The organism is Pseudomonas sp. GW821-FHT11G12 (assembly GCF_058808055.1).
This window is the reverse complement of the sequence record NZ_JBXARH010000003.1, coordinates 41,950-68,719: the sequence shown is the minus strand read 5'-3', so window position 1 is coordinate 68,719 and position 26,770 is coordinate 41,950. Positions and strand designations below refer to the sequence as shown.

Annotated in this window: 26 protein-coding genes; 18 read left to right on the top strand and 8 right to left on the bottom strand. The window is 61.7% G+C overall.

Annotated features, from left to right (window positions below; genetic code table 11):
• Nucleotides 1–172: 172 nt before the first annotated feature.
• The gene (gene gcbA, locus AC1RR7_RS11695; protein WP_102620080.1) at nucleotides 173–1,843 is read right to left on the bottom strand and encodes a diguanylate cyclase GcbA; all 1,671 of its coding nucleotides are present in this window, start codon (nucleotides 1,841–1,843) and stop codon (nucleotides 173–175) included.
• A gap of 416 nt (nucleotides 1,844–2,259) precedes the next feature.
• On the opposite strand from gcbA, the gene AC1RR7_RS11690 reads away from it, so the two are divergent.
• The 6 genes from AC1RR7_RS11690 (at nucleotide 2,260) to AC1RR7_RS11665 (ending at nucleotide 8,947) form a co-directional block, all read left to right on the top strand.
• Nucleotides 2,260–3,327: a DUF2333 family protein gene (locus AC1RR7_RS11690; RefSeq protein WP_096819736.1), complete on the top strand. Its 1,068-nt coding sequence runs from the start codon at nucleotides 2,260–2,262 to the stop codon at nucleotides 3,325–3,327.
• Nucleotides 3,328–3,330: 3 nt separating this feature from the next.
• Nucleotides 3,331–3,888 carry an NUDIX hydrolase gene (locus AC1RR7_RS11685; RefSeq protein WP_102620079.1) on the top strand — a complete coding sequence of 186 codons (558 nt, stop codon included), beginning with the start codon at nucleotides 3,331–3,333 and terminating at the stop codon, nucleotides 3,886–3,888.
• 187 nt (nucleotides 3,889–4,075) lie between these two features.
• Entirely contained in the window at nucleotides 4,076–4,447 is a 372-nt protein-coding gene (locus AC1RR7_RS11680; protein WP_096819734.1) for a translation initiation factor Sui1, read from the top strand.
• Between the two features lie 219 nt (nucleotides 4,448–4,666).
• A complete protein-coding gene (speA, locus tag AC1RR7_RS11675) occupies nucleotides 4,667–6,580 on the top strand; it encodes an arginine decarboxylase (RefSeq protein ID WP_096819733.1) in 1,914 nt (637 codons plus the stop codon).
• A 232-nt stretch (nucleotides 6,581–6,812) separates the two neighbouring features.
• Complete coding sequence (locus AC1RR7_RS11670; RefSeq protein WP_493157484.1) at nucleotides 6,813–8,156, top strand: type VI secretion system Vgr family protein; 1,344 nt, start codon at nucleotides 6,813–6,815, stop codon at nucleotides 8,154–8,156.
• Nucleotides 8,153–8,947 (top strand): DUF4123 domain-containing protein, encoded by a 795-nt coding sequence (locus AC1RR7_RS11665; protein ID WP_493157482.1) that lies wholly within the window; start codon nucleotides 8,153–8,155, stop codon nucleotides 8,945–8,947. The genes AC1RR7_RS11670 and AC1RR7_RS11665 overlap by 4 nt, the downstream gene beginning before the upstream one ends.
• Before the next feature lie 19 nt (nucleotides 8,948–8,966).
• Here the strand turns inward: AC1RR7_RS11665 and AC1RR7_RS11660 are convergent, their stop codons facing one another.
• Together AC1RR7_RS11660 and AC1RR7_RS11655 are read right to left on the bottom strand one after the other, a co-directional pair.
• Nucleotides 8,967–10,316: an MATE family efflux transporter gene (locus tag AC1RR7_RS11660; RefSeq protein WP_102620076.1), complete on the bottom strand. Its 1,350-nt coding sequence runs from the start codon at nucleotides 10,314–10,316 to the stop codon at nucleotides 8,967–8,969.
• 37 nt (nucleotides 10,317–10,353) lie between these two features.
• The gene (locus AC1RR7_RS11655) at nucleotides 10,354–10,647 is read right to left on the bottom strand and encodes a hypothetical protein (RefSeq protein ID WP_085732747.1); all 294 of its coding nucleotides are present in this window, start codon (nucleotides 10,645–10,647) and stop codon (nucleotides 10,354–10,356) included.
• A 145-nt stretch (nucleotides 10,648–10,792) separates the two neighbouring features.
• Here AC1RR7_RS11655 and AC1RR7_RS11650 point away from each other — a divergent pair, with 145 nt between their 5' ends.
• The 5 genes from AC1RR7_RS11650 (at nucleotide 10,793) to AC1RR7_RS11630 (ending at nucleotide 15,202) form a co-directional block, all read left to right on the top strand.
• On the top strand, nucleotides 10,793–11,095 hold the full coding sequence (locus AC1RR7_RS11650) for a MazG-like family protein (protein ID WP_011332275.1): 303 nt from the start codon (nucleotides 10,793–10,795) through the stop codon (nucleotides 11,093–11,095).
• Complete coding sequence (locus tag AC1RR7_RS11645) at nucleotides 11,095–11,844, top strand: methyltransferase (protein ID WP_096819729.1); 750 nt, start codon at nucleotides 11,095–11,097, stop codon at nucleotides 11,842–11,844. Before AC1RR7_RS11650 ends, AC1RR7_RS11645 begins: the two co-directional genes overlap by 1 nt.
• Nucleotides 11,845–11,856: 12 nt before the next feature.
• On the top strand, nucleotides 11,857–12,465 hold the full coding sequence (locus AC1RR7_RS11640) for a DUF4136 domain-containing protein (RefSeq protein ID WP_102620074.1): 609 nt from the start codon (nucleotides 11,857–11,859) through the stop codon (nucleotides 12,463–12,465).
• A 53-nt stretch (nucleotides 12,466–12,518) separates the two neighbouring features.
• Nucleotides 12,519–13,076 (top strand): DUF4136 domain-containing protein, encoded by a 558-nt coding sequence (locus tag AC1RR7_RS11635; RefSeq protein ID WP_096819727.1) that lies wholly within the window; start codon nucleotides 12,519–12,521, stop codon nucleotides 13,074–13,076.
• 137 nt (nucleotides 13,077–13,213) lie between these two features.
• Nucleotides 13,214–15,202, top strand: coding sequence for a pilus assembly protein TadG-related protein (locus tag AC1RR7_RS11630; RefSeq protein WP_493157480.1), 1,989 nt, complete (start codon nucleotides 13,214–13,216; stop codon nucleotides 15,200–15,202).
• On the opposite strand, the gene AC1RR7_RS11625 is transcribed toward AC1RR7_RS11630, so the two are convergent.
• Nucleotides 15,199–17,946: a PAS domain-containing sensor histidine kinase gene (locus tag AC1RR7_RS11625; RefSeq protein ID WP_102620072.1), complete on the bottom strand. Its 2,748-nt coding sequence runs from the start codon at nucleotides 17,944–17,946 to the stop codon at nucleotides 15,199–15,201. The genes AC1RR7_RS11630 and AC1RR7_RS11625 overlap by 4 nt on opposite strands.
• Complete coding sequence (locus AC1RR7_RS11620; RefSeq protein ID WP_096819724.1) at nucleotides 17,943–18,389, bottom strand: TadE/TadG family type IV pilus assembly protein; 447 nt, start codon at nucleotides 18,387–18,389, stop codon at nucleotides 17,943–17,945. Before AC1RR7_RS11620 ends, AC1RR7_RS11625 begins: the two co-directional genes overlap by 4 nt.
• A 75-nt stretch (nucleotides 18,390–18,464) precedes the next feature.
• Between AC1RR7_RS11620 and AC1RR7_RS11615 the strand changes: the two genes are divergently transcribed.
• On the top strand, nucleotides 18,465–18,935 hold the full coding sequence (locus AC1RR7_RS11615) for a prepilin peptidase (protein WP_273539591.1): 471 nt from the start codon (nucleotides 18,465–18,467) through the stop codon (nucleotides 18,933–18,935).
• Between the two features lie 125 nt (nucleotides 18,936–19,060).
• Nucleotides 19,061–19,837, top strand: coding sequence for a response regulator transcription factor (locus AC1RR7_RS11610; RefSeq protein WP_102620221.1), 777 nt, complete (start codon nucleotides 19,061–19,063; stop codon nucleotides 19,835–19,837).
• Nucleotides 19,838–19,859: 22 nt separating this feature from the next.
• On the opposite strand, the gene AC1RR7_RS11605 is transcribed toward AC1RR7_RS11610, so the two are convergent.
• The 3 genes from AC1RR7_RS11605 to AC1RR7_RS11595 form a co-directional block, all read right to left on the bottom strand.
• Nucleotides 19,860–20,267: a response regulator gene (locus tag AC1RR7_RS11605; RefSeq protein WP_102620071.1), complete on the bottom strand. Its 408-nt coding sequence runs from the start codon at nucleotides 20,265–20,267 to the stop codon at nucleotides 19,860–19,862.
• 63 nt (nucleotides 20,268–20,330) lie between these two features.
• A complete protein-coding gene (locus AC1RR7_RS11600) occupies nucleotides 20,331–20,543 on the bottom strand; it encodes a Flp family type IVb pilin (RefSeq protein WP_096819713.1) in 213 nt (70 codons plus the stop codon).
• 114 nt (nucleotides 20,544–20,657) lie between these two features.
• Nucleotides 20,658–20,867 (bottom strand): Flp family type IVb pilin, encoded by a 210-nt coding sequence (locus tag AC1RR7_RS11595; protein WP_255261910.1) that lies wholly within the window; start codon nucleotides 20,865–20,867, stop codon nucleotides 20,658–20,660.
• 341 nt (nucleotides 20,868–21,208) lie between these two features.
• Here AC1RR7_RS11595 and cpaB point away from each other — a divergent pair, with 341 nt between their 5' ends.
• Genes cpaB through AC1RR7_RS11570 form a run of 5 tightly spaced genes read left to right on the top strand, consistent with a single transcriptional unit; the run spans nucleotide 21,209 to nucleotide 26,770 of the window.
• Nucleotides 21,209–22,150 (top strand): Flp pilus assembly protein CpaB, encoded by a 942-nt coding sequence (cpaB, locus tag AC1RR7_RS11590; RefSeq protein WP_102620070.1) that lies wholly within the window; start codon nucleotides 21,209–21,211, stop codon nucleotides 22,148–22,150.
• A 20-nt stretch (nucleotides 22,151–22,170) separates the two neighbouring features.
• The gene (locus tag AC1RR7_RS11585; RefSeq protein ID WP_493157477.1) at nucleotides 22,171–23,394 is read left to right on the top strand and encodes a type II and III secretion system protein family protein; all 1,224 of its coding nucleotides are present in this window, start codon (nucleotides 22,171–22,173) and stop codon (nucleotides 23,392–23,394) included.
• On the top strand, nucleotides 23,391–24,602 hold the full coding sequence (locus AC1RR7_RS11580) for a CpaE/TadZ family protein (protein ID WP_102620069.1): 1,212 nt from the start codon (nucleotides 23,391–23,393) through the stop codon (nucleotides 24,600–24,602). Before AC1RR7_RS11585 ends, AC1RR7_RS11580 begins: the two co-directional genes overlap by 4 nt.
• On the top strand, nucleotides 24,599–25,867 hold the full coding sequence (locus tag AC1RR7_RS11575; protein WP_096819718.1) for a TadA family conjugal transfer-associated ATPase: 1,269 nt from the start codon (nucleotides 24,599–24,601) through the stop codon (nucleotides 25,865–25,867). The genes AC1RR7_RS11580 and AC1RR7_RS11575 overlap by 4 nt, the downstream gene beginning before the upstream one ends.
• A gap of 18 nt (nucleotides 25,868–25,885) precedes the next feature.
• Complete coding sequence (locus AC1RR7_RS11570) at nucleotides 25,886–26,770, top strand: type II secretion system F family protein (protein WP_102620068.1); 885 nt, start codon at nucleotides 25,886–25,888, stop codon at nucleotides 26,768–26,770.

Here is a 26,770-nt window from a genome sequence, read left to right as displayed (position 1 = left end):
GCTCCATCAGCAGATAAGGGCGTTCGAGGGCTTTCTGCGACCACCACAGCGTGGCGCCGAGGGCCACGCAGACGGCGACCAGCAACAGTGTGTTGAGATTGGTGAGCAACTTCAGGCGCATGACGGCTACCAACGGCAGAAATGGTAAGCGCCTGAATTTATTGCGGTTCTGTTACAGGGTTATGACCGAATCGGTGGAATCCGGTGAAAAAGTGGCACTTTGCTTTGAGTCCCGCGCGGTCTGCACCCGATTGCGGCCTTCACCCTTGGCGCGGTACAGCGCCTCGTCGGCCTGGCTCGCCATCATCAGGCTGTCGGAATCGTCGTGCATCTCCACCACCCCGGCGCTGAACGTGCACCACAGATCGTGGGGTTGGGCCGGGTAATGGATTTCGGCGAAGCGCTGGCGAATTTCGTCGAGCACTTTGTGCGCGGCGTCTATATCGGTGTCGGGCATGACAATGGCGAATTCTTCGCCGCCGTAACGGCCGATGAAATCGGTCTTGCGCAGACGTTGCTTGAGGAACAGCGCCAGGCTCTTGATCACCCGGTCGCCCATGGGGTGGCCGTGGCTGTCGTTGACCCGTTTGAAGTGGTCGATGTCGAGCATCGCAAAACTCAGCGGCTTGTTTTCGCGGCGGGCGCGGAACGAGCAGTCTTCCAGTAACTGAAGAATGTGCGTGTGGTTGTACAGGCCGGTGAGGCTGTCGCGGACCATTCGCGCCTTGAGATTGCGTGCCCGTGCCGCGCGGTTGCGCACCGTGGTGATCAGGTGACGCGGCTTGATCGGTTTGGTCAGGAAGTCGTCGCCACCCTCGCTCATGGCGTCGAGCTGCTTGTCCAGGTCGTCTTCGGCCGACAGGTAAATGATCGGCACGCTGACGTAGCGATCGTTGTGGCGGATGACCTTGGCCAGTTCGGTGCCGGTGCAGGCTGGCATGTACATGTCGAGGATGATCAGGTCCGGCTGGAAGTCCGCCAGCTCAGCCATGGCCTGAATCGGCTCGATCAGCGTGCGGGTGACGATCCCGGCGCTGTTGAGCAGCCGCTCGGTGTGCATCGCCTGGGCGCGGGAGTCGTCGATTATCAGCACTTTATAAGGTTCGTACTGGGCGACGCAGGTCAGGACTTCGATTTTTTCCAGCAGGCTCGAGGCTTCGAGGGTGCCGGTGAGAAACTCTTGACCACCGGCGCGCACGGCGGCGAGGCGGGTCGGGGTGTCGGTTTCATGCAAGCTGAAGAACAGCAGCGGCAACGGTTCTTCCAGACCTTGCTGGGCTTCGGCGGCGAGTTTCAGGCCGACGCCGGCGCCGCTGAAGTCCACGTCCATGACGATGGCGGCCGGCAGGCGCTCGACCATCGAGGAGCGAAACGCCGACACGCTGTCCAGCGCCTGGGCGCTCAGACCAAAAAATTCAAGTTGCTTGGCCAGCCGCTCGGCGCGGTCGTGATCCTGAAGCATCACGTAGATCGGTTTGCGCAAGGGCGGCAGAAAGGTCTGGTCGAGCTGATCACCATGACGCAGGCCGGTGCGCGACAAGCGCTGCATCAAACGGTTGAGGTCGGTGATCAGGCCGCTGCTCAGGCGCCCGCGATTGGCGTCCACCGCTTCCAGCGACTGGCTGATGTGGTGGGCGAGTTGAGTGTGCTCGGGCTGTTCGAAGCGCTCGGCAAAACGCAGCAGGCGCAGGTTGGCCTCGCTCAGTTCGGCGAGGTCGGCAGTGGACCACTCACTGCGTTGCAGGCGCTGCCATATCTCAAGAATCTGACGTGCCTGATGAATTACCCGCTGGGCAAAGTGGTGCTTGAGGCGCTCACGGCTGGGGTCTTCTGGCTCGGTCATATCCTGACTACTAGTTAGGGTGCATGCTGAGATCGACTGGTGGCTCTATGCTAGCACCTCTTTCCGGTTACATGAGTGTCGTACGTCAATAATCTGCGGTGCGTCACCATTCAGTTTCCGACCGGCGGGTTTCAATCCGAACCGGATCATCGGGAAAGTCCCCGTGAACAGGGCACTTCGTGGCGTATCGAGAAACAGGTTCTGCCGAAAGCGCGAAACGAAAACCTGAGGGTTCACGAATTTTTCCATCGGTATCGACAAGGTTTTCTCAGGGCGACGGATATCAGGGAATCCCTTAGCGCACGACGGCAAGCCCAAAGAGTCACCCCCTGTCATTATTGACGGGTGCGGGCCAGAGGCACGTTGTTGTATGGTTGCTGTCGAACCGTTGAACCCAAGATTGAAAGGATATCGCCATGCTGGACTGGAAGAATCGCGCGGGCAGCGCGCCCGAACGTGCCGCCGAGCCGAAGTCGGCCGCGCGCAGCTATGTTGGCGGCCTGTTGTTCAGCCGCGCGCTGGCCACGCTGGTCGGTATTTACCTGTTGGTGACCATCGGTCTGGGCTGGTACTGGAGTGAAGAGCCGGCCCTGTTTCCGGTGGCGCAGAACGCACAGCTTGCCGCCGAGAAAGAAGGCAAGCAGATGGTGGTTGGCTATACCACCGTCGAAACCCTGAAGACCGTCGCCGGCACGCTGCTGAACAAGCCGGGCGGCTACATTTCCAATGACCGTTTCCCGCCGGGCCTGTGGATGGACAACATGCCGAGCTGGGAATATGGCGTACTGGTGCAGGTGCGTGACCTGACCCGTGCCTTGCGCAAGGACTTCGCCCGCTCGCAGTCGCAATCGGCTGAAGACGCCGATCTGGCCAAGGCCGAACCGCGCTTCAACTTCGACAACAAGAGCTGGATCCTGCCGTCCAGCGAGTCGGAATACCAGGAAGGCATCAACTCCCTGAGCCGTTATCAGGCGCGCCTGTCTGACCCGACGCAAAAGAACGCGCTGTTCTACGCTCGCGCCGACAACCTGAACAACTGGCTGGGTGATGTCGGGACTCGTCTCGGTTCGCTGTCGCAACGCCTGTCGGCCAGTGTCGGCCGGGTCAAGCTCAACACCGCGCTGAAAACCGAAGTGCCGGCGGTGGGTGAAGTGCCACAGGTCGACGAGGAAATCGTCGAGACCCCGTGGATGCAGATCGACAACGTGTTCTATGAAGCCCGCGGTCAGGCCTGGGCGCTGTCGCACATGCTGCGTGCCATCGAAGTCGATTTCGCCGACGTGCTGGCGAAGAAGAACGCCACGGTCAGCGTGCGCCAGATCATTCGTGAACTGGAGGCTTCGCAGGAGCCGGTGTGGAGCCCGATGATCCTCAACGGCAGCGGCTTCGGGGTGCTGGCCAACCACTCGCTGGTGATGGCCAACTACATTTCCCGGGCCAACGCCGCCGTGATCGATCTTCGTCAACTGCTCAATCAGGGCTGAGTCATGAGCGACAACGCCAGAGAGGCGGCCCACCGCGCGGCCTCGGATGCCGAACAGATCGCCTGGGTCGACGAGCAGGACAACCTGCTCGGCGCCCTGGTGCGCTCCGACTTGCGCGAGCGCGGGCTGATCGGGCGTGGCACCTACATCATGCTGTTCAACTCCGCCGGTGAACTCTGTGTCCATCGGCGGACCCTGAGCAAAGCCATTTATCCCGGCTACTGGGATGTGGCGGCAGGCGGCATGGTGCAGGCGAACGAGTCCTACGCCGAGTCGGCGGCCCGAGAGCTGGAAGAAGAGTTGGGGGTGAGCGGTGTCGAGCTGACGGCCCACGACCATTTCTACTTCGAGGACACCGGCAATCGCCTGTGGTGCTCGGCGTTCTCGGCAGTGTGGGACGGGCCGCTGATCCTGCAACCGGAAGAAGTGCTCGAAGCGCGCTTCATTCCGGTCGCCCAGGTCATGCTGGAAATCGAGCAAAAGCCTTATTGCCCGGACTCTCTGGCAGCCTTGAAGCGCTATCTGAAGGCTCAACAAAGCAACGTCGCAAAGAACTCATAAAATGGCGCCGATTGGCACTTAGCAATCGGCGTTTTTGCCGTTACACTGCGCGACCTTTTCAAGCTGTGCCGGCCTGCTTTACAGGAGCAACCGGCACAGTAGCGCTGCCCCTGCCTGAGTGGGGCTTCGCGGTCGATAGCCTTGCCCAAGGCTGCGATCAGTCTTTGTCCTCCCAAGAGGATTGCCGGTGGCCAAAAAAGCCGCATCCTTCGCCGCCCTGGGCGGCCTGGTATTTTCCACCGACGCAGGTCGTCATTGCCCGGAATGCAGTAAGCCGGTGGACGCCTGTATCTGCAGACAAACCGTGATCCCGGCCGGCGACGGCATTGCCCGCGTGCGCCGCGAGAGCAAGGGCCGTGGCGGCAAGACGGTGACCACCATCACCGGCGTGCCCCTGGCCGAAGACGCACTCAAGGAGCTGGCGACAACGTTGAAGAAACGTTGCGGCACCGGCGGTGCGTTGAAAGACGGGATCATCGAAATCCAGGGCGATCATGTCGAGCTACTCTTGGCCGAGTTGATCAAGCACGGTTTCAAGGCGAAGAAGTCCGGCGGCTAGCAGCCTCTGTGAAAACCACCAGCGGCTTGATCCGGCTCTGATTGTCATCAGTCCCGGCGTCGTCTCCATGGTTTTCACAGAGCCTGTTCATGACCGGTTTCTAAACTCAACGCTGTCAGCGCGGTCTACCGCCCCGCTGACGAACCGTCATTTTCATTCTTTAGACTGCGCCGGCCTGCAATCAGGCGACGCACTATGACTTCTTTATAGGGGACTTCGATGTCCGTACGACGCACACGCAAAGACGATGGCAGCCAATGGACAGTTGCGGACAGCCGCAGTGTTTACGGGATTCGCCATTGGGGGGCCGGGTATTTCGCGATCAATGACGCCGGTCGCGTCGAAGTTCGTCCGAACGGCCCGAGCAGTTCACCGATCGACCTGTTCGAACAAGTCGACCAGCTGCGCAAGAGCGGTCTGTCCTTGCCGCTGCTGGTGCGTTTCCCCGACATCCTGCAAGACCGCGTCCGTCAGCTGACCGGTGCGTTCGATGCCAACATCGAGCGTCTGGAGTACCAGAGCAAGTACACCGCGCTGTACCCGATCAAGGTCAACCAGCAGGAAGCGGTGATCGAAAACATCATCGCGACCCAGAACGTCTCCATCGGTCTGGAAGCCGGCTCCAAGCCTGAGCTGCTGGCCGTGCTGGCGCTGGCGCCGAAGGGCGGCACCATCGTCTGCAACGGTTACAAGGACCGCGAGTTTATCCGTCTGGCGCTGATGGGCCAGAAGCTCGGCCACAACGTGTTCATCGTGATCGAGAAAGAATCCGAAGTCGGTCTGGTGATCGAAGAAGCGGCTTCGCTGAAGGTCAAGCCACAGGTCGGCCTGCGTGTTCGCCTGTCGTCGCTGGCTTCGTCGAAGTGGGCGGACACCGGTGGCGAGAAATCCAAGTTCGGTCTGTCGGCCGCGCAACTGCTGTCCGTGGTCGAGCGCTTCCGCGCCGCCGGCCTGGATCAGGGCATCCGCCTGCTGCACTTCCACATGGGTTCGCAGATCGCCAACCTGGCCGACTACCAGCACGGCTTCAAGGAAGCGATCCGTTATTACGGCGAATTGCGCAACCTCGGTCTGCCGGTCGATCACATCGACGTCGGTGGCGGTCTGGGCGTCGACTACGACGGTACCCACTCGCGCAACGCCAGTTCGATCAACTACGACATGGACGACTACGCCGGTGTCGTGGTCGGCATGCTCAAGGAATTCTGCGATGCGCAGAGCCTGCCGCATCCGAACATTTTCTCCGAAAGTGGCCGTTCGCTGACTGCGCACCACGCCATGCTGGTGGTGCAAGTCACCGACGTCGAGAAGCACAACGACGACGTGCCGCAGATCGAGAACAAGGAGTCGCTGCCGGAAACCGTGCAATGGCTGGTTGATCTGCTCGGCCCGACCGACATCGAAATGGTCACCGAAACCTACTGGCGCGCCACTCACTACATGAGCGACGTGGCTGCCCAGTACGCCGACGGCAAACTGACCCTGGCCGAGAAAGCCCTGGCCGAACAGTGCTATTTCGCCGTGTGCCGTCGCCTGCACAACTCGTTGAAAGCGCGTCAGCGTTCGCACCGTCAGGTGCTGGACGAACTCAACGACAAGCTGGCCGACAAGTACATCTGCAACTTCTCGGTGTTCCAGAGCCTGCCGGACACCTGGGCCATCGGCCAGGTGTTGCCGATTCTGCCGCTGCACCGTCTCGACGAAGAGCCGCTGCGTCGTGCAGTCCTGCAAGACCTGACCTGCGACTCCGACGGCAAGATCAAGCAATACGTCGACGAGCAGAGCATCGAGACCAGTCTGCCGGTGCACGGGCTGAATGACGGTGAGGATTACCTGCTGGGTATCTTCCTGGTGGGCGCCTATCAGGAAATTCTCGGCGACATGCACAACCTGTTCGGTGACACCGACTCGGTGAACATCTACCAGAACGCCGACGGCAGCGTGTACCACGCCGGGATCGAAACTCATGACACCATCGAAGACATGCTGCGCTATGTGCACCTGTCGCCGGAAGAGCTGATGACCCACTACCGCGACAAGTGCGCCAGTGCCCGTATCAGCGCTACCGAACGTACCCAGTTCCTCGATGCGCTGCGCCTGGGTCTGACCCGCTCCTCCTACCTGTCTTCCTGACGTCAGGTTCCGAATCCATCAGGTTGTCTGAAATTGTTCCGCACGCAGCGGAAGTTTCGGATGACCTGATGAGACTTCTCTTTTTCTGCTAGCGAATTGGCCTTCATCCTCACAAGAAAAGTGATGTTGTCTGCTTTTCGCGTAGGCCATTTCCTAATTTGTACTTCGGCTCTCTACTCGGCCATGGCTCTCGGCGAGAATCCCCGGCCGCCCCTCCTGTAGAGAATCGCCCATGTTCGATCCAGCCGACGAGTCGTCGTTTCGTCTCGATGTCGCGGGTCTGTCCGCCCCGCTCGAAGTCCTGGCCTTTACCGGTTGCGAGGCGATCAGCGAGCCTTTTTCGTTCGAAATCGATCTGTTGATCGACGATCCTCATCTCGACCTTGCTGGCCTGCTGTACCGCTCGGCGCGCCTGTGTTTCGGGCCTTCGGGCAACGGCGTGCACGGACAGTTGCAGGGTCTTGTCCAGCACGAGCATGGCCATGGCGCCAGATTGTGCCGGGCGCGACTGAACCCGAAGCTGAGTTGTCTGGGCCTGCGCCATAGCCAGCGAATCTTCAGTGGCCGGTCGGTGCCGCAGATCCTCGATCAGGTGCTCAGGGAGCACGGCATCAGCGGCCACCAGCGCCGGTTCGAATTGCAGGCGGACCACCCGTCACGCAGGTTTTGCACTCAATACGGCGAATCGGACCTGCAACTGGTGCAGCGCCTGTGCGCGCAGTCGCGGATCCACTATCACTTCGAACATGGGCGCGAGAACCATTGCCTGGTGTTCGGTGACGATCCGGCGTTGCTGCCGCAAACGGGGAGGGTGAGTTTCGCGGCGCAGGGGCGTGCGCCGGCGGTGCGCCGCTGGCTGATGCGGGAGCGGGTCCGAGAGCCCGGTGATTACGCCTTGCGGGCCCGAACGGCGCAGGGACATTCCGATGTACCAACCCTGCGTTGCGGTCGGTGGCTGAGTTTGTCCCCGCGGCCGTTTGCAGAGTGCGACACCCACTGGCTGTTGACCCGTATCGAGCACCGCGCCGACCAGACGCTCGAACCCTCCTACAGCAACCGCCTCTGTGCCGCCGAGCACTTGCAGGCGTGTGAACCGGTCGTCGAACGTTCGGCATTGCGCATGGGCAGCCTGCAACGGGCCTGGGTGGTGGCGGTCGACGAGCCACAACCTGATCGCTCGCGGCCGGTCGCGGTGCAGTTCGACTGGCTCTATCAGGGCGAAGGGGCAAAACCCAGCCACTGCTGGCTGCCCTTGGCACCCGCGTTGGCGGATACGACGCTGACGTCATTGCGTGAAGGCGTCGAGGTGGTGGTGAGCTTTCTCGAAGGCGATCCCGAGCAACCGGTGATCAGTGGCGTTCTGCAGCCAGCGGCAACCACTGAGTGCCATGAGGATGACAAACCGCCGCCACTGCCCGACACCCTGGTGAGTGAAGGCCTGGCGCCATGGCTGAAGACGGGCGAGCCCTTGCTGCTGCTGTGTCTGATGCCGGGAGGCGGCAGTTATCACCACTGCCGGGAGTCGGTGTGCAGCTGCCGACTGGTCGCCGGGTTCAGCCCTGGCGATGGACGATGAGTGGCAAGGCGCCGGGGCAGCGTGCGCAATGGCTGTTGCTGGATGTCGGGCATGCACCGCAGGCGTTGAGCGTATTGCGTCAGGCGTTCTCCGGCGTACCGAGCCTGAAGCTGTTTGACGGCACGGAGTTTCAGCCCGTGTGCGAGCAGGGGCCGTTGTTGGTCGATCTGCGCGATTGCCCGGTGTTGTCGGCGTTGTGTCACACAGACCCGCAGACCTGGTGCGGGCTGCTGCTGGGCAGTGATGCCTCGAGCGAATCACTGCGTGAACATTTGCAACGGATGCTGACGGTTTCTGTCGGGCTGAATCATCGTGCGCTGCTCAGTTACTACGACCGGCAGACCGCCAGTTACTTTTTCGACGCCTGCGATGCCCGCCAGTTGAGCCGCTGGCTCGGGCCGATCAGTTGGCTGCGCTGGTTCGGCGGCACCTGGGCCGACCGGGCGAGCGGCAGCCTGGGCTGGCAACAGCTGCGAAATCCGGGACTGGCCATCGAGCCACTGAAGATTGAACAGGGGCTTACCCATCATCAACGTGAGCGCCTGCATAGCTGCCTGCTGGAGCAACATATCTGGCGCTGGAGCCAATCGACGGGAACCGATTACCGCACGTTGTCCTCCCACGTTGAACAGGGCCTGACTTTGGGTTTCAGCGAGCGGGCCGTGCTGGACGACTGGTTGTGGCTACGCTTGCAGCATCCCCGGGCAGAACTGGTGCAACCGCCACAAGGATTGACCCAGCAAGAGCGGCTCGACCATCTGCGTCGACGCTGGCAGAGCGATCCGGAGTGAGGTGCTCCCCTTCATCGCCTCAGTGAACGGTGCCGACAAACCAGCCGTCGTTGCGCCGCAGTCGCCACGCCAATGTGCCGAGGGTCAGGCTGCGCAGCACCATGAACAGCAGGAATGAAATCCACAGCCCGTGATTGCCCAGCCCGTTCAACGCCCAGGCGAACGGCACCAGCAGAGCGACCGTCAGCAGCATGCCGTTGCGCATTTCCCGGGCGCGGGTGGCGCCGATGAACAGACCGTCGAGCAAGTAGCTCCAGACCGCAATCAACGGCAGGACGGCAAGGTAAGGCAGATAGATGAACGCGGTGTCGCGCACGCTCTGGATATCGGTCTGCATCTCGATGAACAGGTGCCCGGCAAACAGGAACAGCGCGGCAAAGCCCAGGCTCGCGAGCAGTGACCAGCCGCCGGCCACCACCAGCGAACGGCGCAGGGCGAGGCGATCGCGGGCGCCGATGGCATGCCCGCACAAGGCTTCGACCGCGTGGGCCAGACCGTCCAGGGCATGGGCGGTCAACAGCAGGCCGTTGAGCAGCAGCGCGTTGGCCGCGACCGTAGCGTCACCCAGCCGTGCGCCTTGCACGGTGATCAGGAAAAACACCGACTGCAGCGCCAGGCTGCGGATGAAGATGTCGCGGTTGACCCCCAGCAGCGGTCGCCAGCTCTGCCACAACCTCAATGCGGCCCAGACGATGTGCCCCGGATAGGCGCGCAGAGCCTTGCGGGTCAGCGCCAGACCGAGCAGGGCACCGCTCCATTCGGCGATCACCGAAGCCCGGGCCGAACCGACCACGCCCCAGTCCAGACCGATGACGAACCACAGGTTCAGTACGATGTTGATCAGGTTGGTCGTCAGCAGAATCGCCAGCGGCGCCCGGGCGTTCTGGGTGCCGAGGAACCAGCCGACCAGCGCATAACTGGCCAGTGCCGCCGGCAGCCCGAACAGGCGGGTGTGGAAGAAGTCGCGGGTCAACTGATTGAGCTCCGGCGACGGTTGCATGAAGTGCAGGGCGACGCCGCTCAGCGGCACGCCCACGGCACCCAGCAGCAACGCCAGCCCCATCGCCAGCAACAGACCTTGCAGCAGGATCTGCCGCAGCGCCGCACCATCGCTGCGCCCGGCGGCCTGCGCGGCGAACCCGGTGGTGCCCATGCGCAGGAAACCCATGGCCCAGGCCAGAAAGGTGTACAGGCTGGCCCCGACTGCCACCGCGCCCAACTGATGGGCGTGAGGCAGGTGACCGATGACGGTGCTGTCGACCAGCGCCACCAGCGGCACGGAAATGTTGGAAAGGATCATGGGGGCGGCGAGGGCCCAGACCCGGCGATGGGTCGGGCGGTCGCGCCAGTCGGCGATCAGGTTGGACATGCGGGCTCCTTGGGGAGCGGCATTGTAGCGGGTGGGGTCAGTGAATGATCCAGCTCAGCAGCCACAACCCCAGCAGCAACCAGATGATTCCCGCAATGATCGACGCATTCATGAATGCGCGGATCGCTGACCACAGCAGCATCAGGCCGACGATCAGCGCGATGATGCTGATGATCGAAGTGTCCATGCCCAGGGCCTTCGCCAGCCCGTCGACGAAGTTGCCGCCGGCATTGCCCAAGATGTTGAACAGGCCGCTCAGGCCGTCGACGATGAAGCGGATGATCGAGCCGAGCGCCTGGCCCAGCCATTCGAAAAAGCTTTCTACCTGCATGTTTGCATCCTGATGAAAGAGCTGAGCCTTGGGCCGCGCCGGGGGCGGCCGAGTTCCCTGCAAGCATAGAGGGTTTGCCGGGTGGTGGCTGCCCCTTGCCTTCGCGCAGCATCCCCCCGAAGCTATACGCCTTCAGGAGAAATCGATGAACCTTGTTGAACTGACCGAACGCCTGCACGCCATTCGCGACCGCAATGACTGGCGGCAATTTCACAGCCCGAAAAACCTGGCCATGGCTGCCAGCGTGGAGATGTCCGAGCTGGTGGAAATCTTCCAGTGGCTGACCGAAGACCAGTCGCGCGAATTGCCCGCGGACAAACTGGCCCATGCCGGCCAGGAAGTCGGTGATATCGTCCTCTATCTGTTGCTGCTGTGCAGCGAACTGGGGCTGGACATGAATGAAGTGGTGCGCAGCAAGCTCGCCGACAGCGAACGGCGGTTCAGCTGATGAGTGACCGTCATTTCGATCAGTTGGCGACCCGTTTCGCCGAGAAAATCTACGGCGGTGCCAAAGGCGCGATCCGCCTCGCGGTGTTGCAGGCGGATCTTGCCGAAGCCCTGCCGGATCGCCCGTTGCGGGTGCTGGACATCGGCGGTGGTCTTGGCCACATGTCGCTGTGGCTGGCCGAGCGTGGGCACGACGTGACCTTCACCGAGCCGGCCGAGCCGATGCTCGAAGGCGCGCGTCAGCGTTTCGCCGAGGCCGGGCAGACCGCAACGTTCATCCAGGCGCCGTGGCAGGAGCTGCTCGGTCAACTCACCGAACCCTATGACGTGGTGATCTGCCACGCCGTGCTCGAATGGCTGGCCGAACCCCACGCGATCCTGCCGGTGCTGCATCAACTGACCAAGCCCGGCGGCTGGCTGTCGCTGGCGTTCTACAACCGTGATGCGCTGGTTTATCGCAACCTGCTCAAAGGCCATTTCAAGAAAATGCGCAAGAACGACATGGCCGGCGAGAAGCAGAGCCTGACCCCGCAGCAGCCGCTCGATCCACGGGAGCTGGCCGCGCAACTCGAGGGGTTGTGGCAGGTCGAAACTCAGAGCGGGGTGCGGGTTTTCCACGATTACATGCCGGTGGAATTCCAGGCCCGTGCCGAGTTGATCGATTTGCTCGAGATGGAGCTCGCCCACCGTCGTCACCCAAGCTTCGCCGGGCTTGGGCGTTACTTGCACTGGATCTGCCGGCCGATCTGATCGGAGCGTGAAATGAAAGGTCATTCAGGGTTACTGCTGATCTGTCTGGGGTTGGCCGCGTGTCAGGGCAGCAATCCCTATGTGGCGCAGTCGCGGCCATTGCCGCCGGCACCACCGCAAGCCGCGACCACCTTCGATCGCAGCGCCTACCCGGCACCGCCAAGGGATTACGGGCGCTATCGCAGTTGGGCGTGGCTCAATGGGCGCTTGCCTCCAGGCAGCGCTTGGGCGGACTCGGCGCAAGTGGCCGAGGCGGTGAGCAATGCGCTGGACCAACGTGGCTTGCGCCCGTTGCATGACAATCGCCCGGCCGACCTGTTTGTCAGTGCCAACCTGAGTCTGGAAACCCGCTTGCGCCAGGTCCAGGACGATTACGGGTACGGCGGATACGGTGGTTATGACCGTTACGGCCGAGGCTACGGGATGTACAACACAGTGCCGATCGTACGCACCTATCAGGAGCAGGTCGTGGTGGTTCGAGTCGATCTGTTCGATGCCGGCAGCGGTCAGCCGGTGTGGAGTGCCAGCGCCGAAACCGGCACCCAGGGCAACCAGAGTGACCGGGCCGATGCGATCCGGGAGGCTGTCGAAAAGGCAATGTCGGCGTATCCTCCCAGTTAGCTTCCTGCCAATGAGAAGCTCCCCAGGTTCATGTCTTCCACCGGAGAAAAACCATGTTCCGCCGTCTCGCTTTACTGGCCGTGGCCGCGCTGCTCAGTGCGTGCGCCGCGAACCAGGTCAATCATGACTTCGACGCCAGCCGCGACTTTGCCGCCTACCGCAGCTGGAGCTGGAAAGAACCCGCCCTGCAATACCGTCCCGACGACCCACGGATCAAGAGCGACCTGACCGAACAGCGCATCCGCCAGTCTGTCGCCGATCAACTCGACCAGCGCGGCCTGCGTCCGGCCGCTGCGGGCAGCAAAGGTGACTTGAATGTGCAGACCTACCTGATCGTCGAGGATCGCCAGCAGCAGGTGACCACCAACTACGGCGGCGGTTGGGGTGGCCCGTGGAACGGTTACTGGGGCGCACCGATGTACAACGAAACCCGCAACATCACCTACAAGGTGGCGACCATTCAGGTTGATCTGCTCGACGGCAAGGACGGCAAACTGGTGTGGCGCGGCAGCGATGAACAGATGCTCAGTCGCACGCCGAACCCGGCGGATCGCAGCAACGCCATTCGCGAGACGGTGACGCGAATCCTGTCGAACTATCCACCGCGCTAAGCCAGTGCAAAAAACGGGAGCCATGGGCTCCCGTTTTTTTTGCATGGCGCGTTGCCAGCAGTCTCGTTGTGCCACGTCTACACTGACACCCACCCATGGAGGTTGCGCCCGGCTGTGCGCCGGCAAAGGAGTGCGCCATGTCGCGTCATTCACAGTGTGGCGGCCCGGCCCGGCAGCGGGGGGCCATCGGCTTGATGGCGGCTGCTACCCTCAGCCTGGCGCTGATACTGATGCTGCTGGTGGTGGATACCGGCCGGTTGTACATGGAGCAGCGCAAACTGCAGCGACTGGTGGATACCGCCGCCCTGGAAGCCGTCAGCCGTGGCGGCAATTGCCTGCCGGGACTCACCGCCGCCAGCTACGCCGGGCAAAGTGCGACCCGCAACGGTTTTACCGCCGATGCCAACAACGTCATCGTGGTCGATTGCGGCACCCTGGTGACCGCCGCCAGCGGCCTGCGTACGTTTACAGTGGATGCCACGCAATCGGCGGCGGTCAAGGTCGCGGTCAACCACACCGTGACCACCAGTTTTGCCGGGGGCGTGCAGGCGCTGTTCAGTAGCACGCCGGTCAGTCTCAACACTGTGCTCTACGCCTCGGCGGTGGCCGCCCTGCCAAAGCCGACCGTCGCCCAACTGAATATCCGCAGTAACCTGGCCAGCATCAACACCGCCCAGTCGAACATCCTCAACCCGCTGTTTTCCGGGTTGCTCGGTGGCAACGTCAACCTGACGGCCTTGGGCTGGAACGGCTTGCTCAACACCGACATCAACCTGCTCAGCTACCTGAATCAACTGGCGATCAACCTCAACGTGGCCGCTGGCAACTACACCCAGTTGCTCAATACCCAGGCCACGGTGACGCAACTGATTCAGGCCGCTGTCTCGGTGGTGCAACTCAATGGCGCGACAGCCGACGTGATCACTGCGTTGGGCCAGCTGCAAGTGGCGGCGACCAATGCCGCGCCGGTAAAGCTCGGTGACATCCTGCAACTGCAGACCGGCACCACGGCGGCCGGACTCGACGCCAATCTGCAACTGCTGCAACTGGTCCAGGGTGTGATCCAGTTGGCCAACAGCAAAAGTGCGGTGGCCGCGACCTTGCCGATCAGCGTGCTGGGGCTGGCGAATGTCACGGTGCGGGTCAAGGTCATCGAGCCGCCGCAGTTCTCTGCGATTGGTGATCCGGCGCTGGCCAAGGCCAATCCCACCGGGCCGAACCGCATTTATGTGCGCACGGCGCAGATCCGCACGTTGCTTTCAGTGAATCTGCCGGTGTTATCCGGAGTGGCCGGGCTGAGCAACGCGGTATTGGGGCTGGTCGGCACGCTGTCCACGACCATCAATCAGTTGTTGACCCTGAATCTGGTCTCGTTGGTGAACTCACTCGTCTGTCTCAGTTGCGAGCGAATGGACCCGTTGTTGTTGCCATCACCGGAAATCGACATCAGCCTGGATGCCGGCGGCGCCATCAGCTACGTCACCGACTACAGTTGCCCGACCGACAATAGCGGCACCAAAAGCCTGACGGCCCACACCATCACGTCGGTTGCCGACCTCAAACTGGGCAAGATCGACCCGACCAACGCGTTTTCATCCTCTGCCGAACCCACGGTCACCCCATTGCCCCTGGTGGACCTGGGTATTGTGACCTGCCATACGATTTTGGGCATTGGTGGCTGCGATCCAAGCACCCACGTTCAATACGCCGCCGGCGGCATTGCGATCATGGTCAACACCAGCGTGGTGCAGAATACTCAGGATCTGGTGTTTTCCAGCGGCACGCCGTTCCCCACGCCGCCAAACCTGAAACTGCCGCCGAGCGTGATTTCCGCTGCGCCCTCCAGCAACATCGTCAACAGCCTGGCGAGCACCCTCGCCGGGATCAATCTGATCGTCTACCAACCGTTCGGCAGCAATCCCCTTGGCGCCGTTGTCGCTGGCGTGGCGGGTCTCATCAGCAGCGTCACGGCGATCCTGCAGCCGCTCATTACCAACCTCGTGAGTCCGCTGCTCGACCCGCTGCTCAACAATTTGCTCAGCGGGCTGGGGATCAATCTGATGGATGTCGACGTCGGCGCCAACATGACCTGCGGCCAGACCGGCAAGGCGTATCTGGTGATCTAGTCGTCGGGGGCGATCGGCAGTTCGATGCAGAACCGTGCGCCGTCCACCGAGTTGCGCACACTGAGGTGGCCGCCCATGTTGTCGATGATCCCGTAACTCACCGACAACCCCAGACCGGTGCCGACACCCACCGGTTTGGTGGTGAAGAACGGTTCGAAAATCCGCTCCAGCAGTCGCGGGTCGATACCGCCGCCGTTGTCCTCGACCCACAGTCGTATCTTCGACTCGTCACGTTCGGCATAGATCGAGATCCAGGGTTTGAACCCTGAGTCGGACTCACGCTTGCCCAACAGCGCATCCCGAGCGTTGACCATCAGGTTGATCAATACCTGCTCAAGCTGATCGACATAACCGCGTACCTGAACCTCAAACGCGGTTTCACTGATGCGCAAATCCACGCCTTTGCCACGCATGCCTTCGGCCAGCAGCGACAGCGTGCCTTCGATGGCGCTGGCCGGGTTGAACAATTGTTGCTCGATCTCGGAACGGCGGCCGAACACCCGCATGTGGTCCACAACCTTCGCGGCGCGCTGGACCTGCGCGTCGATGCGATTGAGTTTGTCGGTCAGGTAATCGATCTGCACATCGCCGTTGCTCAGGCGCTTCTGCACGTTGACGATGGCCATGCGCATGACGTTCAGCGGCTGATTGATTTCGTGGGCGAGACCTGTGGCCATTTCGCCGAGGGTGGCCATTTTCGCGCTTTGCGTGAGTTGTTGCTGGGAGCGGCGTACTTCGGTGTTGTCGCGGCCCACCGCCTGCACTTCGATCAGTTTTCCGTGCTCATCGAACACCCCGCGATCCGACCACACCCACCACGCATGTTCGCGCCCCGGCAATTGCAGGTTGATTTCCGCGGTGCTGACGGGTGATTGCGGGGTCAGCAACGCCAGGCGCTCAACGAAGGCGGCGCGCTGAACGTCGGACATCCAGCTGCCCAGATCGACGCCCGCCAGAGCTTCCGGGGCGCATTCCAAGTACGTCGCCAGCGGCCGGTTGCCGAACGTCAGGATCAGGTCCGGGCGATAGCGGCAGATCATCGCCGGCGAGTCTTCCACCAGAATCCGGTAGCGTTCTTCACTCTGTCTGACCTGTTCGGCGGCCAGCGTCGCTTCGGTGACGTCCAGCCACAAACCGACGGCCTCCACCGGCAGGCCGAGGTCATTGCGCAACAGCCGGGCTTCGTCGAGCAGCCAGTGATAATCGCCGCGACTGTCGCGCAACCGATAACGGGCGCGTACCGAGCCTTCGCGCAGCAGTTGTCGGGTCCGTTCGAAATACAGGGCCCGGTCATCCGGATGAATCCGCTCTGCCAGCGCGCTGGCGTCGCAGTCTTCCAGGCTCCAGCCCATTAACGGTTGCAGACTGGCGCTGAAGAACGCTGGCAGCAAGGCCCCTTCGACGTAGTGCTGGACGTAAATGACCGCCGGCGAACTGGCGATCAGGTTGTCCAGCCGCGCATGGGCTGCAGCGGCCAGTTGCTGCTGGTTCTTGATGTCGCTGATGTCGAGCATGAAACCCACCAGCCGGCGGTGATCGCCGGTGCCGGTGACTTGCCCCTGAAGGCGATACCACGCCGGCATCTGACCGGCGTCGGGATGATGCAAACGCACGCACAGGTCGAGGATTTCCCCGTGCAGTTGCAGGGCTTGCAGGCGGCTGCGGACTTCTTCGCGGTCAGCGGGATGGATCAGCATCAGCCAGTTTTCCAGCGTCAGTGTCAGCCTGTCCTGTTGCAGGAGGGCGGCCAGCGTCGGAGCCAGATGAATCTGGTCGCCATTGCCGATTTCCCACCAGCCGGTGCCGAGCAATGTCTGCAAGGATTCCAATCGCTCCAGTTGCAGCTGATGCTGCTGTTCACGCAGGCGCCCGAGCAGCGGCCCTGCCAGTGCACCGGCCAGCATCAGCCAGTCGCGATCGGTCAGATACGGCGCGGTCTTGTCCACCGCATAAAAGCCGCAGAGCAACCACGCCATCACGCCTCGGTCATCGCTGTAAGGCACGGCGAAACCTTCGGCATTGCCGAACAGGCCCTGGACCCGTGAGTGTTCATACTGGCCGTAATGCGCACCCAGGCGCTGCGGGCCGGTGCCATTGAGGCTATCGAGCGGCGTGCCCAGACGCTGGCCGTCATGCCACAGCGCCGGTGCGTCATGGGCGTGGAATTGCTGGTGGATCAGCCAGCCCTGTTCCTGTTCATCGAGCAGCGCGAGTGCCAGGCACGGGATCTGCCAGCGCTGGGCGATCACTTGCAATTGTTCGCTGACAAGCATCGGCAATCGTCCCAGGCTGCAGCTGCGCAACTGTTTGCTGATCTGCTCGGCGATCAGATGGCACGCTTCGCGCTGACGTGATTGCTGGCGCTCGAGCAACAGGTCGGCAATGTCCATCAGTTGCAGCAGCCAGCCACTGCCCAGCGGCTGGACCCAGCCCCGAAGGTGCAAGGTCTGGTCGCTCAGGCCTGGGAAATCCAGATCCAGCAGTTGCCCTTGCCAGTCCAGCGGCCGGCCCTCGATGGCCAGCGTGCTGTGAGGCAGCAGGTAGTCGTGCAGTGGCAACGGTTTGTCACGAGGCGTCTGTTGCGCCAGCAGCAGGCGCAGCGGGCCGGCCATTTGCAACACGCCGCCTTCGCTGTCGAGGTGGATATGCAGGCCCGTCAAAGGCGAACCGAGCACGTCCGGCAAATCGTTGGCGAGCATGCCCCGCTTCATCAGGCGGCCGAGCAGGTTGTCACCCGGGGTCAAAATTTCAGGCTCGAGATGGCGGTCAGGTTGGTGGGCAGGCTGGGCACAGTGCCGACGCCCGGCAACACCAGAAACGGGATGACCTGATTCAGTTTGCTGACCGGGTAATTGACGCTGACGGTGAGGGTGCCAAGTGTCGGGTCATAGACCGCTGACGTATCAGTGCCGACCACCACATTCAGTGACGACGGCAGCACCGACAATTGCTGGGTCAACGCAGCATTGGCGGTACTGACCAGCACGGTCGAATAGTTGGGGATCGTAGGATCGACCGCTACGGCGCGGCGTATCGCTTCGGCCGTGACCTGATTGAACGTCTGCATCAACACAAACGGCAGGCTGTAGCTGACGAGGCCGTAAAACACCGCAAAAAAGATCACGAATACCAGGGCGAACTCGATCGCCACCGCACCTTTTTGCGCCTTCCGAGAGCCGGTTTTCATCCGTGCGTCTACCCTGACAGTCACTGCGTAGTATCAGCATAGAATCATTCAGCAAAAACGGACGGTTTTTACCGGATGCAAAGTCTTGTCCTACTGATCTGGCTGGCGGTCTGCGCGGCACAGGATGCCCGGCAACGACGGATTGCCAATGCCCTGACCCTGGGGGGCGGTACCCTGGCGCTGGTTTATCTGGTGTATTTCGGCACCACCTGGATGGGCGCCGAAGCGGGGCAGGGCGGTTGGGCTTGCCTGGTGGCGCTGGCGTTCACGTTGCCCGGGTATTTCATGGGGCGAATGGGCGCCGGCGATGTGAAATTAATGACAGCTCTTGGCCTTGCGACGGACGGCACGTCGCTGCTCGGGATTTTTATCGGTGCCGGCGCGGCGAGCCTGATCTGGATTCTGCTGGCGCCAAGAGTCTGGCTGCATATGAGTCAAGGGCTTAGGCATCGTCTTCGATATATGGCGCCATCGATGTCAAAAAAGCTGCCATTTGCGCCGTTCGTGCTGATCGGGTTTTTACTTGCACTACCCTGGATCCATTAGTCGCTAAACGCCACTAGTCTTATGTACATAGTCGGAAAGTGCGTCTACTTTCAAAGGTACTGGTTATACGGCCAACGGCTGACAGTACAGGAATGGTCAGTTTTGGCCCGGGCATGGAGTGGCACGTGAACAAGCTTACATCTGCGGTAAAAGTCCTCGTTGTCGATGATCAGCCTCTGATCGTCGAAGAACTCTGTGAATTTCTCGAGAGCAGCGGCTACCGCTGTGTTCCGTGCGAGTCCAGCAAAGAGGCGATCGAGCGTTTTACTGACGACACCGCGATCGGCCTGGTGCTGTGCGACCTGCACATGCCGGACATGGACGGCATTCAGCTGGTGCAGGAACTGCAACGGCTGGCCGGCAAACACCGGGCGTTCGAAGCGATCATGCTCACCGGCCGCGCCGACAAGCAGGACGTGATCAAGGCGTTGCGCGCCGGGATTGCCGACTACTACCAGAAACCGGTCAATCTGGACGAGTTGCTGGAGGGGCTGCAGCGTCAGGAGGTGGTGCTGCAGGAACGGCAGAAAACCCTGCAACTGGGGCACTTGAATCAGAAGCTTCAGGACCTGTCGTCGTCCATCGATGATCTGTACCAGGATCTGGACAAGGTTCGTCGCGGCCCTGCGCCCGTCAGTAACGAGGTGCCGAGCGAGGCCGATGCACTGGAGATCCCGGCGATCTTCAATCAGCTGTCGCCACGGCAACTGGATGTGGCGCGCCTGGTGGGCAAGGGCCAGACCAATTATCAGATCGCGTGCGAGTTGGGCATTACCGAGAACACCGTGAAGCTTTACGTTTCGCAGGTGTTGCGCCTGACCCACATGCATAACCGCACGCAGTTGGCGTTGGCGTTGTCGCCGGGTAACTCCGGTTTGCGTCAGCGAGTGACCGCACACTGAGACAGACTGCCGGGTAATCGCTCTACCCGGCATTCACCTTCGGTTTTGGAAACAGGTTGTCGAGGGTTTCCAGCAAACGCACGTGATAGATCGGCTTGCGGAACAGGTCCAGCACCTGCAACCGCAGCATGTCGCTCACATCCTCCATGTCTGCATGTCCCGATGTCACGATCACCGGCAGATGCTGGCGCGAGGTGTGTTCGCGCAAGCGCTTGATCAACGACATGCCGCTTTCCTCCGGCATGCGCAGATCGGTGATTACCAGGGCGATATCGGGATGGCGGGTCAGGTGATGCAGGGCGAGTTTCACCGAGGTCGCGGTATGACAGACGAAGCCCTCACCCTCCAGCAACTCCGCCAGCTCCAGCAACGCGTCCTCTTCGTCGTCAACCAGAAGCAACTGTTGGCGGGGCAGTGAGGAAGCAGTCATTGGGCAATCCCTGAGAAACTGAAGGTGGGTCCGAGTGTAGTGTGAGATTTACCAACCATCGAGTCAGGGCAACTGCGTCGGCGCAGTCTGTGACGAACCGCCCAGGGCCACGAGGATGTTGTTGAAGATCGCGAACACCTTGCCACCAACCGGCGTCACGAACACCACGACCACCACCGCGACCATTGCCACCACAATCGCGTATTCGATAGCCGACGCGGCTTCGGTACTCGTCAGAAGCAACCGGGCACGCATCATCAAGTATTCAAAGAGCATGAGAGTTCTCCTTACATGCCAGGGGCTGCCGGGCACCGGAAAGACAATGGGCGGGCAATGCCTGCGCGCTTTTTTCTCGGCAGCCGGCAGGCATGGATGGAGAGAAGGACTCGGTCAGGGGATGGTGGGTTTGGTCGGAACCGTACCATTCAGCGAGGTCATTATCGTGCTGAAGATGTTGTAGACCTTGGTGCCCATCGGGGAGACGAACACCACGACCACCACCGCCACCATGGCTACCACAATCGCGTACTCGATAGCCGATGCTCCTTCATCGCTCTTGAGGAACAGCCGCACCCTGGCCGCCAGATAGTCGAGACTCATACGAAACATACGTCTACTCCTTCGCGCCTTTGGCGCTGATGTCACGCGACAGCGGCAAGGTTCCACCGTGCCATTTGAGCATTGTCAACAAACTCCCTCCCAACAACTGTAAGAACGAACTAATCACAAAGGATTAGTCGCTTCGTCATTTCCGGTATTTCGACTGCTATTTGGCCAACACCCATACTTTCGTAGGTTATTTGCCCGCCAGTAATGGCGTTTTGGCTTGTTTCAGCTAGCTTGGAAATAGCGAAATAGTTGGATGTTCATAGCTGCCTGATTGCGATGTTCCCTTGGTAGGAAGTGCGGGCTGGTAGTGCAGCAGGATAGGGAGAGCCGTCATGAACAGTCGTGTCACCATGGGCCTTGCCGCCGTGCTTTTACTGGGGGCCATTGTTGTCGGGTATTGGGGCCTGGTGCTCAGCCGGCAACCTGCTCCGGTTGCCGAGGCACCCGTGCCGGCGGTGGTCACCGTCGAAAAAACCGTCGCTGCCGCCGAAGACCAGACCCGCCAGCCAGTGGTGGTCCTGGTGCATGACGTCCCGCCGTTCACCCCCCTCACCGCCGCCGACCTGGCTGTTGAAAAACTGCGCAGTGCGCCTGCCGGCAGCCTCGGCACCATCGAACAGGTCGTGGGCCGTACGCCGTGGCGCCACCTGAGTGCCGGGACCTGGCTCAACGATGAAAGCTTCGAGGCCGGCGGAACGCTGGCGCGCATGATCCACCGCGATGAGCGCGCGCTGGCGGTGTCGGTCGATGAAGTCATCGGCGCGGCCGGGCAACTGGTTCCCGGGGATTACGTCGATGTGCTGCTGTTCCTGCGCCAGGACGCCAGCAACCCGCAGCAGTCGGCGCAGATTGTGGTGCCGGCCATGCGCGTGCTCGGTGTCGGCGAGCAGTATGGCCTGACCAATGACGGTCAACCGTCCTCCCCGGCGCTGAGTACCGACGACAAGATCAAACAGGATCTGCGCCGGATCGCCGCGCGCACCGTGGTGCTGGCGGTGCCCGAACAATTGCTGAGTCGAATGATGCTCGCCACCCAGGTCGGGACATTGCGCCTGGCCGTGCGCAGCAGCGAAGAACAGCGCCTGGCCAAGTATTGGGCCGGCGAAAGCCAGGCACCGGACAAACTGGTTGCCGCCAACAGCCAACTCTTCCAGTTCACTCAGCTGGCGCTGGGGACTGCGCCGAAAGCGCCGCCGAGCGGCGACCACGCGGGTGCGATACGGCCTGCGGTGGAAGTGATTCGCGGCAATCAGATCAACCAACAAAATCCATGACTGAGCAAGGATCCAAGTGCATGCAGAGTTGTTCCTGGCCGACCTTCAATCCCGTGCTCCGGGCCTTGCTGCTGATGGGACTGTCGATTAACGCGGCTCATGCGGCCAGCAGTAACTGCTCGGCCCTCGGGCGCCTGCCGCCCGTGATCGAAATCAACGAAGGTTGGCAACAGGACATGCAATCACCGGTGGCGATCACGCGCCTGGCCATCGGCGACCCGAAAATCGCCGACGTGCATGCCAACGGCAGTTCCTCGTTCCTGCTTACCGGCATGGCGCCGGGCGCCACCAGCCTGATGGTCTGGACGGGCTGCTCCGGCGAGCCGCGTCAGAGCATGGTGTTCGTCAAGGGCGCCGCCACCTCGGCCCTGACCAGCACCGGTGCATTGCCTTCGGATGATGCGCTGTTGCCCTCGCAAGTGCAGACCGACATTCGTTTTGTCGAAGTCAGCCGCACCAAACTCAAACAGGCCTCGGCCAAGTTGATCGGTACCCGCGGCAATTTCCTGTTCGGCTCCCCCGGGACATTGCCGCCCATCGATGGCGTGCCGCAGCCGCGACTGCCGGTGGACAACTCGCTGTTCAACTTCTCGTGGATCGGCGGCAATACCATGGCGATCATCAACGCCCTTGAGGGCAGCGGTTTCGCCTACACCCTGGCGCGGCCAAGCCTGGTAGCACTGAACGGGCAGAGCGCGAGCTTTCTCGCGGGTGGGCAGATTCCGATTCCGGTGCCCAGTTCCGGCAGCGACAGCGTGTCCATCGAATACAAGGAATTCGGCATCCGCCTGACGCTGACGCCCACGATCATCAGCCACGACCGCATCGCCCTGAAAGTCGCGCCGGAAGTCAGTGAGTTGGACTTCAGCAATTCCGTGCAGATCGCCGGCACCACGGTGCCGGCCCTGACCATCCGCCGCACCGACACCAGTATTTCCCTGGCCGATGGCGAGAGTTTTGTCATCAGCGGCCTGATCAGCACCACCAACAGTTCCCAGGTCGACAAGTTTCCGGGGCTGGGCGATATCCCGGTGCTCGGAGCATTTTTCAAAAGCTCGCAGATCAAGCGCGAAGAGCGTGAACTGCTGATGATCGTCACCCCACATCTGGTGCGACCGTTGTCGGCAGACGCGCAACTGCCGTCGTTGCCGGGCGAAAAACTGCGCAACTACGACCCGAATTTCTACCGCATGTTCTTCCTGGAAAACGGCAACTTCGACAAGCGCAGCGGGTTGTCCCAATGAGCCAGAACCTGAGTCAGACCTTTCTCGCCATCACCCGCAACAGCACCGATCTGGAGTGGCTGCAAAGCGCCCTAGCGCCCTTGGGCCAAGTGGTCAGCGCCGGTGCCGGCAGCCTCGATGAATTGCTCGCATTGGTGGATGTCACCTTCGCCAGCCTGGTGTTTGTCGGTCTCGATCGCGAACACGTGGTGGCCCAAAGCGCGCTGATCGAAGGCGCGCTGGAGGCCAAACCGATGCTGGCAATCGTTGCCCTCGGCGACGGCATGGACAACCAGCTGGTGCTCAACGCCATGCGCGCCGGAGCGCGAGACTTTGTCGCCTATGGTTCGCGCTCCAGCGAAGTGGCCGGGTTGGTACGACGCTTGAGCAAGCGCCTGCCACCGGTGGCCAACAATGCCCAGTTGGGTGGTCTGACCGTTTTGTACGGCGTGCAGAGCAGTTCCGACGGCGCGTTACTGGCCAACCATATGGCGCTGGTGGTGCAAAAAAGCGGACAGCAGACGCTGTTGCTGGATCTCGGCCTGCCCCGTGGCGACAGCCTTGCACTGCTGGGACTGGAGAGCTCGTTCCACTTCGGTGATGCCTTGCGCCACCTGCGAAGGCTCGACGCCACGCTGATCGACAGTGCCTTCACCAGCGCTGAAGCGGGGCTGCGGATCCTGGCGTACGCCGACAATGACGAGCCACTGGAAAGCACCAGCGCCGCCGAGCTGTACATGTTGCTCAGCGCCTTGCGCCAGCACTTCCAGCACATCGTCGTGAACCTCACCGGCCAGCCCGACAGCGAAGCCTTGCGTACCTTTGTCAGCCACTGCGACAAGTTGCTGTGGTACACCGACCAGAATGTGCTTGATTGCCGGCGCAACCTGGCGGTGTTCAATCTGTGGCGGGAAAAAGGCATGAAGCTCGATCACGGACGGCTGTTGGTCGACCGTTATTTGAGTAACGTCGCGCCGGATGCGGACACCCTGGGCAAGACCTTCAATCTGGAAGTGATCGCGGTGCTGGCCTTGAGTCCGGAGCTGCGCATGAACGCCAAGAACCAGGGCGTCAGCCTGTTTGAACTGGCCCCCCGGGAAAAACTCACCCAGAGCCTGCGGGCGCTTGGCGAACGCCTGGCCAAACGCTCCGAAAACATGGTCAATCGTTCAGAAGGCCTGACCAAACCCAAGTCCACCTGGTTCGACCGGTTGCGAGGCACCTCATGAGTCCGGAAAAACTCTTCGGCGCCCCCGCTCGAGGCCAGTCGGGCAACGGTGATCACGAAGGCCTGAAACTGGTCCTGCATCGCTACATCATCGATGCCATCGAGGAGTCCGGGAAAAACCTGCTGGAAGGTTCGCGGCAGTTGCTGGCGCAATTCGTCACCGACAAGGTCGCCGAATACATTGCCCGTTTGCACCTGGCGATTTCACGTTACGAGATGGAGCGGCTGGCGGAAGAAATCGTCGATGAGCTGACCGGATTCGGTCCGCTGGAAGTGTTGCTGCGTGATCCCGCCGTGACCGAAATCCTGGTCAACGGCCCGCACCGGGTATTCGTCGAGCGCGACGGGGTACTGCATCAAAGTGATCTGCGCTTTATCGATGCGCATCACGTCGAACGGGTCATGCAGCGCATTCTGGCGCCGCTCGGGCGACGGCTGGACGAGTCTTCGCCGATGGTCGATGCGCGCCTGCCCGACGGCAGCCGGGTCAACGCGATCATTCCTCCCATTGCCCTCGATGGCCCGTGTCTGTCGATTCGCAAATTCCGCAAGGACATGCTCAAGAGCAGCGACCTGATCGCCATGCAGACCATCGATCTGGCGATTTTCGATTGTTTCCAGGACGCCGTGGGCAAGCGCTGCAACATCCTGATCAGCGGCGGCACCGGCACCGGCAAGACCACATTGCTGAACATCCTCAGCCAATTGATCAACCCCCACGAACGGCTGGTGACCATCGAAGACGTCGCCGAATTGCAGCTCGGCCACCCGCACGTGGTGCGTCTGGAAACCCGGCCGCCGAACGCCGAGGGTCATGGCGAGGTCAAGGCCAGCGACCTGATCCGCAACGCCCTGCGGATGCGCCCGGACCGGATCATTCTCGGCGAGATCCGTGGTGTCGAAGTGCTCGACGTGCTCACCGCAATGAACACCGGCCACGACGGCTCGATGAGCACGGTGCACGCCAACAATGCCCAGGATGCGTTGCTGCGTCTGGAAACCCTGGTCGGCCTGACCGGGCGTACCGTGGCCGAACGCACCCTGCGCCAGATGATCTGCGCAGCGCTCGACGTGATCATCCAGTTGACCCGCATGCCCGATGGCCGCCGCTGCGTCAGCGAAGTGGTGGAGGTGGTCGGTGTGCGTGAAGACGTCTACGTCACCAACACGCTGTTCCGTCTTGATCGACGCACCGGTTTCGGCTTCCTGCGTGAAGCGGTCAACCCGGCCGGCGACAAGTTGCGGCACGAGTCGAGTCTGGGCTGAGCGCATGGAGCCTTCGTCATGATCGGACCGGTGATCCTGATCGTCATTTGCCTGCTGATGCTGGGGCTGTCGATTCGCCTGTTCCTGCATGGCGTGCGCAAGACTGCCAACGAACGGGTGCTGACACGTCTGGCCGCCGGGCAACCGCAAACAGCGGCAGAAAAAACCTCGTGGAGCGGACTGGAGCGGATGTTTCTGCGGGCGGGTCTCGGCCGGCCGAGCGAGCACTTCGGGTTATGGCTGGCGTTGTGGGTCCTGGCCATGATGCTGGGTTACCTGATGGCCGAATGGATCGGCCTGTTGATCCTGATGCTGGCGCCGCCCCTGATTCTGCGGTTGTACATCGCCTGGCTGTACCGACGCCGGCTCAACCGCATGATCGAACAACTGCCGCAGTTGCTGGACCATACCGTGCGCAGCCTCAAGTCCGGCCGGACCCTGAGCGACGCGGTGATGGGCGGCATCGAAACCAGTGACGATCCGTTGAAGTCGGCGATGGGCCGGGTGCAGCGCAACGTGCAGCTGGGGGTCAACCTGCCGGACGCGGTGAGCGATTTCGCCGAGCTCTACGAGCAGGATGAACTGCGCATGTTTGCCCTGGGCCTGAAGGTCAATCATCGCTACGGCGGCAACGCCAGCGAATTGCTGGAGAACCTGATCAAACTGATTCGCGAGCGCGACCAGGGGGCACGTCAGTTGCGTGCCATGACAGGCGAAACCCGCATGACTGCGTGGGTGCTCGGATCGCTGCCCTTGATCCTGGTGAGCTATTTCATGCTGACCAATCCCGGCTACATGCTCGGCATGTGGAACGACTCCGGGGGCCAGACGATGCTGATTATCGCGGTGGTGCTGCAGGTGCTCGGTTGCCTGGCGCTGTGGCGCATGTTGAGGAGTGTCTGA